This window comes from Lewinella cohaerens DSM 23179, from assembly GCF_000379805.1.
In the GTDB taxonomy this organism is placed as follows: domain Bacteria; phylum Bacteroidota; class Bacteroidia; order Chitinophagales; family Saprospiraceae; genus Lewinella; species Lewinella cohaerens.
In genome coordinates, this window is the sequence record NZ_KB903565.1 from 58,488 (window position 1) to 70,810 (window position 12,323).

A 12,323-nucleotide genomic window follows, 5' to 3' on the forward strand; every position below is an offset into this window, starting at 1 on the left:
GACTGTTACCCTTTTGCCTATGCTAAGTGGGCTTTTTACAAGCAATTAAGCGTTTTTGAGGATTAATCAGAAACCTGACTTTTGTTAAATAACATCTTCAATTCTATGCTTTTAAGCATTACTTTTGCTTGAGAATGTTAGGAGAGAAAGTTCTAAAATATGGTTGCTAAGGCAACAATGCTTTTTTGTACGTGCTTAATTTCTTAACATTGTGGACTTTTTCGGACCGGTTATCGGTTCGTCTAGGAATTAGCAAATGTCAAAAACAGGATTATATGAAACGTTCTTTACTGTTTTTCACACTATTGCTGTTTAGTGTATCCTTCCTCGCTGCCCAATCCGCTTCGTTAAGCGGAAAAGTGGTAGACAGAGGGAATAAAGAGCCGATTTTATTCGGTACTGTATCACTTTATCAGAATGGTGTACTTAAGTCCGGAACTGAAACGGACTTCGACGGGAACTACAATTTCGCAAATTTAGATCCCGGAACTTATGAGGTTCGATTTGGTTACCTCGGATATCAAACCGCCACGGTTACTGGCGTTCAGGTTTTTGCCGGAAAGGCAATCAAGTTGGACGGAGAAATCGCTGAAGAAGGCGTTTTGTTGGATATCGGAGCAACGGTAACTGCTTATCGGGTGCCGCTGGTGGAACAGGATAATACTACCCAGGGTGGTACGCTTACCTCCGACCAGATTCGTAGCCTCCCTACACGTAACATTAATGCCCTGGCGGCGACCACTGCTGGTCTGTCTACCGCTGATGAAGGGGATGCTGTGAATGTGCGTGGATCGCGTAACGATGCAACCAATTATTACGTGGATGGTATTCGGGTACAGGGTAACTTGATCCCGGAATCAGAAATCGATCAACTCCAGGTTATTACCGGTGGAGTTGAAGCTCGTTATGGTGACGTGACTGGTGGTATCATTTCGATTACTACTAAAGGTCCTTCTGATAAATTCTCAGGAGGTATTGAAGCGGAAACGTCTCAATATCTTGATCCTTACGACAACAGTCTGTTAGGGATTAACTTGTCTGGCCCTATCCTTCGTAATAAAAAGGGCGTTTCTGTCCTTGGATTCCGGGTTGCTGGCCGTTATACTTATCGCTTGGATGATGACCCATCTGCGGTGCCTGTTTACCGGGTAAAGGATGATGTCCTTGCAGAATTGGAAGCTAACCCAGTGATTATTAAAGGAGGTACTCCTTTTGTAGCAGCGGACTTTTTAACGAATGACGATGTTGATGGGTTGGATGTTCGTCCTTTTGAGGAGCAAACATTGGCTAACTTCAATGCTAAGTTGGATGCACGCTTCAGCGATGCGATCGACGTAACATTGAGCGGTACTTACTTTAATGGTGAGGACATGCAGACGCCAAATGAGAACAGCTCTACCGGCGCAAGTTGGCGGACCTTAAACTCTCATAATAACCCTACCCGTGTTGATACTGATTACCGGGTTAACTTCCGCTTCCGTCACCGTCTCGGTGGTGCTGTTAGTGGAGAAGGAGATGATCGCAAAGTGTCAACGGTACAAAACGCTATGTATACTTTACAGGGTAGCTACGAGAATGAAACTTTTGAAATCAAAGACCCTCGCCATGGCGATGACTATTTCGCTTATGGTCATGTTGGTACTTTCGATGTAGATTATATTCCAGTATTTGAACAAGATTTCGATACGCTTGGTAATCGGTTCTTGAATCACGTGGATTACCGAGAGGTATTACGTAATTACGATACAGGTAACAGCTCTAACCCAGTATTAGCCAATTACAACAATCCACTTGGTTTGGCTATTGGAGAGGGATTGAATGCGGAACAGCCTGGCTATGTTGTACAGGGAATTTTAGGAGAAAACAACAATGTTAATATCGATAACCTGTATGCTATCAATGGCCGGGTAAATGATATCTTTAATAACTCTTGGGGTTTTCACTCTAATGTAGGTTCTATCTACAATCGTGCACTTCAGCAGGATAACGATGTAACGATTTTCAACGCTAGTGCTTCTTTTGATTTAGTGCCTGGTGGTTCTGAGAAAGGTCGTCACAATATTCAGTTGGGTATTGTTTATGAAGGCCGCGTTAATCGTTCTTACGATGTACGTGACCCTCGTCGTCTTTGGACGGCTGCCCGTCAGAATGCGAATGCTCACATTCAGGGTATCGACCGTGAAAACGCAGATACGCTTGGTTTGTACAGTCAGTTGTATGATGCAGAAGGTTTACCTGATCCGTTTTTTGATGCTAATATCCTTAGCCTGACACTTCAGAATCCTGAAGATGCTCGTTTTTACCGTGCTATTCGGGAGTCATTAGGTGTTGGCTTGGATGAATATGTGAATATCGACGGACTTACACCAGACCAGTTGAGTTTGTCTATGTTTTCTGCAAAAGAATTGAACGATCAGTTCATTCTTGACTACTATGGATATGATTACTTAGGTAATGAATTTGATGGTACTTTCGAAGACTTCTTTACAACAGTTGACGCGGAAGGTATTCGTACTTTCCCTGTAGCTGCTGCACGACCACTATATACGTCTGCTTATATTCAGGATAAGTTTACTTTCCGGGATATCATCTTCCGTTTAGGTGTACGTATTGACCGCTACGATGCGAATACTAAAGTTTTACAGGATCCTTATTCGTTGTACTCTATTCAAGGTGCAGAAGATTTCCATAATAACTTTGGTGGTTCAGCTCCTGGTAACATTGGTTCGGACTTCCGTGTTTATACGGAAAATGACAACGGTGAAACGGTACAAGCCTACCGTGATGGTGATAACTGGTACAAAGCAGATGGTACTCCTGTAAATGGAGCAAATGAAATTGAAGGCATCCGTACTGGTCTTGTATTCCCTAAATATCAGGACCCTAATGCCCATGAGTCTAATTATATCAAAAGTGAAGAGTTCAACCCTGAGTCTTCCTTTAAGGATTACGAGGTACAGTTTAACGTGATGCCACGTTTGGCGTTCTCGTTCCCTATCTCTGATAAGGCCAACTTCTTTGCTCACTATGATGTATTGGTTCAGCGCCCTAACAGTAGCACCATTGCTACGGCACTTGATTACTTCTACTTTGTAGAGCGTACCGGTAGCCAAACCTTTAGTAACGCTAGCCTGCGTCCAGAACGTACGGTAGATTACGAAGTAGGTTTCCAGCAAGCATTAACGCAGTCTTCTGCGATTAAGATTTCTGCTTACTACAAGGAGATGCGGGATATGATCCAGCTGCGTACCTTCTTCCCTGTGCCTATCGTAGGTCAGTACACGACTTTTGACAACCAGGATTTTGGTACCGTAAAAGGTTTCTCTTTTGGCTATGACTTACGTCGTACCCGTAACTTGACACTGAACGCTAACTATACTTTACAGTTTGCTGATGGTACAGGTTCTGATACGGAATCACAGCGTGGTTTGACCAACCGTGGTAACCTACGGACCTTGTTCCCATTGAACTTTGACGAACGTCACCGTTTCAATTTGGTTGCTGATTACCGTTTCCCTCAGGAAAGTGGCCCACGTGTTGCTGGTGCTTACATCTTGGCTAATGCAGGTATTAACTTCCAGGCCGTAGCGGTTTCTGGTCGTCCTTACACGGCAAAGCAAGTAGCGCAGGAATTAGGTGGAGTAGGAACGATTGGTGCTATCAATGGTTCTCGTAAGCCTTGGAATACAACGATCAATCTGCGTATTGATAAGAACTTCGACATTGGTGATAAACTAGGTTTGAATGTTTACTTGCGTATTTCCAATGTATTGGATACTCGTAACATTATCAATGTTTACTCTGTTACTGGTGACCCAGAAGATGATGGTTTCCTTCGTTCTTCTTTCGGTCAGGATCAGATCGAGTCGATTTCAGGATCACAGCGTGAGATTGAAGCATACCTTGCTTCTTACCAATGGCGCCTGTTGAACTCTGATTTCTACAGCTTGCCACGTCGTCTCTTCATTGGAGCGATCATGGACTTCTAAATCAAATTCCCGAAAGCAGGTATACGCAGGTATAGTTGCTTTCGGGAACATTGTGCGCTCCGTAAGGGCGCTCTTATAAAATGCTAAATAAATTTTATTATGCGTATTTCTAACTCATGGCTAATGACCCTGCTGGGCTTGTGTATGACACTGGCACTGCAGGCACATGTCGGTCCCACTCGGGACGGCCGTCCAGTAAATACGCCCTCAGATCAGGTATCGTTCCGGAACAACTGTGATAATGCAGTAACCCAGATCGATCAGCAGATCAATAATGTACGGGCGCGTTTAACTACTGGTGGCGATGTTTGGTGGGATGGTAACGATGGACGTTACATTGTTCCTAAACCTCCTCCGGGTGTACCGGAAATTTCTTCCATTTTTGCCGGCGCTGTTTGGCTTGGTGGTAAAGATCCAGGTGGTAACCTAAAGATAGCTGCTCAGACCTATGGTCGTGGCAGTGGTGATTTTGATTTCTATCCTGGGCCGCTTAACCCAGGTGCTGATGACTACGAAGGTGGCCCTTTGGCAGACCCTAACCGTGGTACGATTGGTCGCGATACCTGTGCCCAGTGGGATAAGTTCTTTGTAGTCAGTGGTGCGAATATTGAAGCACACGTACGTGAATGGCGTAAAGCTGAAGCATTGGGCGAAACTTCTCTTGATCCAGAAACTATCCCTGAGGATATTCTTGGATGGCCAGCAAAAGGTAACCGTTTCTTTGAAGATATTCACCAGTTCCAACTACCGAATACACTTCAAGGATTAGCTGGTTTCTGGGATGTTGGAGTTGATGGTGAGTATAACCCAGACGAAGGTGATTACCCTATTATCGAGATTCGCGGCTGTCTGGACAAAGAGCCACAGTCTAATCCTGATGAAATGATTTTCTGGATCTACAATGATGCAGGTAACGATCACCGGGAAACTGGTTCTCCAAATAAAATTCAGATGGAGGTACAGGTGCAAGCCTTTGCTTACCAAACGAATGATGATATCAACAGTATGACCTTCCAGCGTTTTAAGCTGATCAACCGTGCAATTGAGCAGATTGACAGTACTTATTTCGCGATGTGGGTAGACCCTGATTTGGGGTGTTATACCGATGATTATGTAGGTTGTGATGTAGGCCGTAGTTTGGCTTATGTTTACAATGCTGACCAATTAGATGGTACCAATGGTTGTACTTGTGACCAGGGTGTCAATACTTATTGTGATGAAGTGCCGATTTTAGGTATTGACTATTTCCGCGGGCCATTGGATGAAATGGGTAACGAATTAGGTATGTCCTCTTTCACCTATTATAACAATGGTGCGGGTGTTCCTACACCTGCTCCGGGAACTACAGACCCCAATACACCGCAGGAATACTACAACTATCTATCAGGCCGCTGGCGTGATGGTACCCCTTTCACTTTTGGTGGCGATGCTTACCAGGAAGGTGGTCCTGCGATTCCTTACGCTTTCGTCGACGCTCCTAACGAAAATGGAGGTTGGTCAATGTGTGAAGAAGGTTTACCTGTAGGTGACCGTCGTACCATTCAGGCTTCTGGTCAGTTTACACTGTTTCCAGGTGCTGTAAATGAATTGATCGTCGGTGTTGTTTGGGTTCCAGACCAGGCTTACCCATGTCCTAGTCTTTCTCGTCTACAGAAGGCAGACGATGTAGCTCAGGATTTATTTGATGCTTGTTTCGAAATCACGCGTGGCCCTGATGCACCAGATGTAGATTGGGTAGAGCTTGATCGCGAAATTATTGCGGTATTCTCTAACGATACGCTTAGCTCAAACAACCGCTTTGAAGAATACCAGGAGCAAGGCTTGGGTATTAGCGATGGATTTGATAGCCTTTACCGTTTTGAAGGATACAAGTTGTATCAGTTCTCTGGCCCTAATGTGTCACTAGCTGATGTTGAAGATCCGGAAAAAGTTCGCTTGGTATACCAGGTAGATAAGCAGAATGGTATTGAGAAGATTTTCAACTGGGAAGCACTTAGCCCAGATGATAATCAGACACCAACAGAAGATGTTTACTTCGTTCCTGCATTGAAAGTTAATGGCGAAAACCAAGGTATTCGTCACACCTTCAAAATCACGGAAGATCAGTTTTCGGAAGGTGATCGCCGTTTAGTTAACCACAAAAAGTACTACTTTACGGCAGTTGCATACGCTTATAATAACTACCTGGAATTTGATCCTACCCGTCAGGGAGATCGTGGTCAGGAGACGCCTTATCTTGAAGGTGACCGGAATATTGGAGATGCAGAGAATGGTTTCTATACCGTAATCCCTCGTAAAATTCTGGATCGTAACCTTCAGGCGCAGTACGGAGATGGACCTGTTGTTACTCGTATTGACGGAGAAGGAACTGGTACTAATTTCCTAGATATCAATGAAGAAACTCGTACAGAGATAGAAAAACTGATTCAGGAAGATAATTCCGAAAGTTTCTCTGGTGAGGTTACCTACAAAGGAGGTTTCGGCCCGATTAATGTACAAATCTTTAATCCACTAGAGGTTATTGATGGCGAATACGAGTTGACATTTACGGATGATAACCTTGCAAATGACGAACTAGATTCGCCTGCATTCTGGACGCTTCGTAGTCTTACTGATGCTGCGGCTCCTGTAATTACGGCTGAAAAATCTATAGAAGACGTTAATGAGCAAATCATTCGTCAGTTTGGCTTCTCTGTAACGATTGCTCAGGTTGCTGAACCTGGTTCTGCACCTTATGATATAGAATCGAATGGTGCTCGCGGTTACGCTGAAGAATACCTAGATCCAGATGCACGTCCATGGCTTTTTGGTATCCGAGACAACTTGCCTATCACAACAGGTAACCCTGTAGTAGATGCAGTAATCTTCGATTTCATGGCCACGACTAATTCTACCGATGAAGACTTTGATCTTGACCCTAGTCAGTCACTTTCTGATATTGGTAATGGATTCATCGTGCCTTACCTTCTTACGAACTGGCGCGATAACGAAGCAGGTATCCCTTACTTGACACCAGCTTGGGTGAATTCAGCGAATAGCAACAATATTGTTCGTAACCAGACTGATCTGTCAGAGTTGAACAACATTGACATCGTCTTTACAAGTGACAAGTCACTTTGGAGCCGTTGTGTTATTGTTGAAACCATGAACCCTGCATATGAAGATGCTGGCTTTTTCTCAGAAGGTGAACGCAATATGTTCGACTTGCGTGACAAGCCTTCTGTAAGTAAAGAGGAAGGTGCTGATGGTCTGCCTGCGGTAGATACCAATGCTCCAGCAGGAGAGGAGAACGGTATGGGCTGGTTCCCTGGCTACGCTATTGACGTAGAAACAGGTGAGCGCCTGAATATTTTCTTTGGTGAGAACTCTGTATACAACGGATCATTAGGATTCGGTCCATCTAACGGTGGTGATATGATGTTCAACCCTGATGATAACTTCTTTGTGCCAACACCAGGTGGTGGGGTGTCTCCATTCAACTACGCAGTAGGTGGACAGCACTTTATTTACGTTACCAAGCAGCCTTATGATCGTTGTGCTCAGCTTTTAGAGCGTCTCGGTGATGGTAGCCCATTACGTAAGGTACTGGTCATGAAGGAGATCACTTGGGCTGGTATGATCGTTGGGGCTCCAGGAGGTGCTCAGATGACTTCTTATGCCGACGGTTTGATTCCTAGTGATGTGATCGTTAAGCTACGTGTAGATAATTCTTACGCAGTGAAAACTGGAACGGGTGAGTTTAATGGTTATCCTACCTACCGTTTCAAACTGGAAGGTAAAGAAGCTAGTGAGCTAGACGAAATTGGTTTGAATGAAGCACTTCAGTCAATCAATGTAGTTCCTAACCCTTACTACGGATTCTCTCAGTATGAGGATTCTCAGTTTGAGAATGTTGTTAAGATTTCTAACCTTCCGAGCAAATGTACAGTTACGATTTACTCGCTGGATGGCAAGTTTATCCGTAAGTATGATCGCGATGAGGTTGGAGCCACCCCTGATAGCCCTAACCGGGCTATTGAGTTGGCACAGGTCAACCCTGACCTGGAGTGGGATCTTAAAAACTTCCGCAGTATTCCGATTGCCAGTGGTGTCTACTTGATTCACGTTAGTGCTCCTGGACTAGGAGAGCGAACCCTTAAGTGGTTTGGTGTGAATCGTCAGTTTGACCCCTCCGGTTTATAAGAAATCAGTTGGCGTCTGGCTTTTGTAGGCCAGACGCCCTCTAACTGATTAATTAGAAGCGGAATCGCCCTTTTTGAGGGTTTTAAAAGATTAAGCAATACGTTCCTCGTAAGAGAGGAAATTGCTACATCCAAAAACAAAGTGCCAGGTTTTATTACTTGGGACTTCATTAATCTACGGTAATGAAAAGATCATTATACCTATTTCATCTTTGCCTTTTCCTAACAGCCTCCCTTTGGGCGGGTAACCCTGATCGCCAGGGTGAAGCTGGAGCAGTGCAGTTACTACTCAACCCTTGGGCGAGCAGTGCTGGCCTACATTCGATGAATACATCGTTCGTAAGAGGCGTAGAGGCTATTCGGGTTAATCCTGCGGGAATGGCCCGTGTTAACAAAACAGAGTTTTCACTCGGTAGTGCTAACTATTTACAGGGTGCTGATATTCAACTCAATGCACTGGGGCTTACCCAGAAGGTTGGTGAGAATAGCGCTTTTGGCTTCAGTCTTATGTCCGTTAATTTCGGAGATATTTTGGTGACAACCACTGAATTGCCTGATCCTGATCCTGATGGACCTACCTACAATATCAACTTCTTCAACATTGGCCTTTCTTATGCTCACGTTTTCGAGAATAAGGTATCGGTTGGTGTTACCCTTCGGGGGATCTCAGAGTCTACCTCTGATGTATCTTCTTTTGGTTTCGCAGTTGATGCTGGAGTACAATACGTAACCGGAGAAGATGACAACTTCAAGTTTGGCATCGCCTTACGTAATGTTGGCTCTCGGATGTCATTTACAGGCCAAGGTTTGGCAACTAACGCACAGGCGGCTGATGGTGATGCTTACAATTTGACTTTGTCTCAGCGTTCTGCTGGTTTCGAACTGCCTTCGATGTTGAATATTGGAGCTAGTTACGATTTCTTGATCGCAGAAGGTACTCATCGCCTAACAGCGCTGGGTAATTTTACAGCGAACTCTTTCTCTCGGGACCAGATAGGTGTCGGAGTAGAGTATGCGCTGAAAGAGCGTTTCATGTTGCGTGGAGCTTATAAATTAGAAGTTGATGCTGATGTGACGCAGGAGTCTGTTTACACTGGCCCTAGTGCTGGTGCGAGTATCAGTGTGCCTTTAAGCAAAGAACGTAAGAGCAATACGCTCTCAATTGACTATGCTTACCGGACAACTAAAGTTTGGGACGGTACACATAACTTTGGTATCCGTATCAATTTGTAGACAGCTATTCTCAAGGCTGTTTTTATTGTCACTGTATACACCTCTTGCGCGGCAACGCCTTTTTTCGTAACTTTGACGATGTAAAAGACAAGAACGTTTTCACCCTGTCTGTGAAAGCGTTCTTGTTTTTTTGTCTGTAGAAACAGACATCAAAACCTCTTTCCAGCTTTGAGCCGAAGAAGAAGTAGGCATACCCGCAAGCTTAGCAGGGTAATGGTTGGACAGGGATACTATTAATCGTAAAGACAAAGTCTGCGACTTGCTAGTGATGCTCTTTCACTGGTAATATGAGGCTTTGGTCTCTATAAAAAAGTACGCTGATCATTTAAATAGAAAATATCTGTTGATATGATCATGGATAAAAAATAGATGTTTATGTCAAAAGTAAGTTATCTGACCCCAGAAGGGTATGAGCGGTTGAAAGCCGAGTTAGAAGAATTAAAAACCACAGGCCGTTCGGAAGTTGCAGCAGCAATAGCAGAAGCACGTGAAAAAGGTGATTTGTCAGAAAATGCCGAGTACGATGCTGCAAAAGAAGCACAGGGACTGCTGGAAATGAAAATCAATGAACTGGACAAGGTGATGGCCACCGCCCGCGTATTGGACAGTAGCCAATTAGATACTTCTCAAGTAACGGTTCTTTCTAAAGTAACAATCAAGAACCTCAAGCTGAAAAAAGAGATGACCTACCACCTCGTTTCAGAAAGTGAAGCTGATTTAAAAACAGGAAAGATATCAGTAAGCTCTCCGATAGGTAAAGGGCTACTAGGAAAGAAAGTTGGAGATATTGCTTCCGTGGAGACACCTCGAGGTAGTATTGAATTTGAAATTTTAAATATCACCATCTAATTACCTCTTTCGAATGTCAAGTATCTTCACAAAGATTATTAGTGGGGAAATCCCTTGCTACAAGATAGCAGAGACAGCGGATTTTCTGGCTTTTTTGGATATTCGTCCTCGTGCGGAAGGGCATACCTTGGTTATTCCTAAAGTAGAAGTCGATTATATTTTTGATTTAGCCCCCTCTACTTATACCGCATTGTGGGATTTTGCCCGAAAGGTAGCTGCTGGTGTAGAGGCTGTCGTTCCTTGTGAACGTATAGGTGTTGCAGTGATTGGCTTGGAAGTGCCTCATACGCATATCCATCTGGTGCCAATAAATAAAGTAGGGGATATCAACTTTGAGCGTCCTCCGGTAGTCGTTGATGAGGATAATTACAAGGCATTGGCAGCCAAGATAGCGGCGGCTGTTAAGATTTAACCCTATTTGGATTATCTTTAAGAAAGGCTTCCCAGCCTTGGTGACGTTTACCGGAACCAAGGCTGTTCTTTGTTTGGTAGTAGTGGCATAGCGCAGCTCCAAGGGCATCTGTAGCATCTAAAAGTTGCTTGCTTAGGTCTATTTTTAATTCCTGCTCAAGCATTGCTGCTACTTGCTCTTTAGAGGCGTTGCCATTGCCTGTAATAGACTGCTTTATTTTTCGAGGAGCATACTCCTGTACGGTAAGTCCGCTGGTCATAGCTGCTGCAATAGCTACCCCTTGTGCCCTACCAAGCTTTAGCATAGATTGGGCATTTTTGCCATAAAAGGGAGCTTCTATCGCCATTTCCCGAGGTTTATGGTTGAAAATGACCTGCTTGAGCCGTTCGAAAATACGTTGTAGTCGTTCTTCGTGGCTAGGTAGTTTACTCAGGTGAATAACTCCCATTTCCAGCACCCTGAGTTTTTTGCCATCTACCTCAACTACGGCAAAACCAAGTACGGTTGTGCCGGGGTCGACACCTAGTAAGCGGTAAGGAGATGATTTGGTTGCTGAAGACTTGGCCATAATGTAGTTCGAAGACAAGTTTAAAGGCTGCTGAATGAGCCGTTGTGTGACGAATCGCACAAGTTAAACAAAATGTTGAAAATAAAATACATTGACCACCAAAAAATTGGTAAAAACGCTTATTGAATTTTTCTCACCAAGTCGGCGTAGGCAACTACGGAGGATGCTGGGGGTTGGTTTGTTGCTGCTATTGTTCTGGCAAATTACACAGGAAGGAAGACTGGAAGATTGGGTGGAGAACATTAAGTCGGCCAGAGCAGATGGTAATCGGCTGGGGTATCTTTTTCTGGCACTGGGTTTAATGCCACTTAATTGGTTGTTGGAAACGGCTAAGTGGAGGCAACTCTTACTTACAGATTGGCGACCAGGTTGGATATCTTCGTTAAAGGCGGTACTTGCAGGAATAAGTGTTTCTATTGCTACCCCCAACCGGATTGGAGAGTATGGCGGCCGTGCTATACTAGCTCCTGCCTCTCAAACTGCTAATGTTGTTTTTAGCTCCCTGATTGGAAGTCTTTGCCAATGGGTAGTATTTTTGGCTTGTGGTTGGCCTGCTTTATGGTTGATTCTTGGCGCTTATTACAAATGGCCCCTGTGGCTAAAGCTGGGGGTGAGTTGGAGTGTGCCTCTGATCTTGATACTACTTATAGGCTTATTGAAACAGCCGTGGTTGGCAACCTGGTGGAAGTCAAAGGTTGTTAAATATCGGTGGTGGCGATGGCTTAGAAAAAAAATAGGAGAAGGTAAGCCGCTTGAGTATCAGCAAGTGGTTTGGGCGATGGCATTTGCTTTGTTACGTTTCTGGGTGTATTCTTTCCAGTATTTATTATTGTTATGGTTTTTTAAGCTGTCTTTAAGTTTTGAGCAAGGGATGCAAGGAGTTTTTAGCATCTATTTAATACAAGCAGGTATACCACTCCCTCCTGGCTTCAGCGTTATTACTCGTAGTGAACTGGCATTGCTGGTATGGGGGAGTGAAACATTAGCACCATTAAGTATTGTAAGTGCTACTTTTACCTTGTATATTATCAACTTGGTTATTCCTGCTTTATTTGGGGCCTTGCTGATTTTGAACAAAAAAAAGTAAAGGG

Annotated in this window: 7 protein-coding genes; 6 read left to right on the forward strand and 1 reads right to left on the reverse strand. The window is 44.1% G+C overall.

What is annotated here, in order from left to right; all coding sequences use genetic code 11:
- The first annotated feature begins 275 nt into the window (after positions 1 to 275).
- From A3EU_RS0121635 to A3EU_RS0121655, 5 genes are all read left to right on the forward strand, one after another.
- The gene (locus tag A3EU_RS0121635) at positions 276 to 3,989 is read left to right on the forward strand and encodes a TonB-dependent receptor (RefSeq protein ID WP_020538294.1); all 3,714 of its coding nucleotides are present in this window, start codon (positions 276 to 278) and stop codon (positions 3,987 to 3,989) included.
- A 99-nt stretch (positions 3,990 to 4,088) separates the two neighbouring features.
- Positions 4,089 to 8,171, forward strand: coding sequence for a hypothetical protein (locus A3EU_RS0121640; RefSeq protein ID WP_026211525.1), 4,083 nt, complete (start codon positions 4,089 to 4,091; stop codon positions 8,169 to 8,171).
- Between the two features lie 182 nt (positions 8,172 to 8,353).
- On the forward strand, positions 8,354 to 9,403 hold the full coding sequence (locus A3EU_RS0121645; RefSeq protein WP_020538296.1) for a PorV/PorQ family protein: 1,050 nt from the start codon (positions 8,354 to 8,356) through the stop codon (positions 9,401 to 9,403).
- A 375-nt stretch (positions 9,404 to 9,778) separates the two neighbouring features.
- Positions 9,779 to 10,252, forward strand: coding sequence for a transcription elongation factor GreA (gene greA, locus A3EU_RS0121650; protein WP_020538297.1), 474 nt, complete (start codon positions 9,779 to 9,781; stop codon positions 10,250 to 10,252).
- Positions 10,253 to 10,265: 13 nt separating this feature from the next.
- A complete protein-coding gene (locus A3EU_RS0121655; protein WP_020538298.1) occupies positions 10,266 to 10,664 on the forward strand; it encodes an HIT family protein in 399 nt (132 codons plus the stop codon).
- Here the strand turns inward: A3EU_RS0121655 and ruvC are convergent.
- Complete coding sequence (gene ruvC / locus A3EU_RS0121660) at positions 10,654 to 11,232, reverse strand: crossover junction endodeoxyribonuclease RuvC (RefSeq protein ID WP_020538299.1); 579 nt, start codon at positions 11,230 to 11,232, stop codon at positions 10,654 to 10,656. The two genes, A3EU_RS0121655 and ruvC, sit on opposite strands and share 11 nt — an antisense overlap.
- Before the next feature lie 91 nt (positions 11,233 to 11,323).
- On the opposite strand from ruvC, the gene A3EU_RS0121665 reads away from it, so the two are divergent.
- The gene (locus A3EU_RS0121665; protein ID WP_156825860.1) at positions 11,324 to 12,319 is read left to right on the forward strand and encodes a lysylphosphatidylglycerol synthase transmembrane domain-containing protein; all 996 of its coding nucleotides are present in this window, start codon (positions 11,324 to 11,326) and stop codon (positions 12,317 to 12,319) included.
- The last annotated feature ends 4 nt before the right edge of the window (positions 12,320 to 12,323 follow it).

What these genes read in the sequence shown, in the direction of transcription:
- A3EU_RS0121655 (WP_020538298.1), top strand. Translation starts at nt 10,266, where the DNA reads ATGTCAAGTATCTTCACAAAGATTATTAGTGGGGAAATCCCTTGCTAC.
- A3EU_RS0121645 (WP_020538296.1), top strand. Translation starts at nt 8,354, where the DNA reads ATGAAAAGATCATTATACCTATTTCATCTTTGCCTTTTCCTAACAGCC.
- greA (WP_020538297.1), top strand. Translation starts at nt 9,779, where the DNA reads ATGTCAAAAGTAAGTTATCTGACCCCAGAAGGGTATGAGCGGTTGAAA.
- A3EU_RS0121635 (WP_020538294.1), top strand. Translation starts at nt 276, where the DNA reads ATGAAACGTTCTTTACTGTTTTTCACACTATTGCTGTTTAGTGTATCC.
- A3EU_RS0121640 (WP_026211525.1), top strand. Translation starts at nt 4,089, where the DNA reads ATGCGTATTTCTAACTCATGGCTAATGACCCTGCTGGGCTTGTGTATG.
- ruvC (WP_020538299.1), bottom strand. Translation starts at nt 11,232, where the DNA reads ATGGCCAAGTCTTCAGCAACCAAATCATCTCCTTACCGCTTACTAGGT.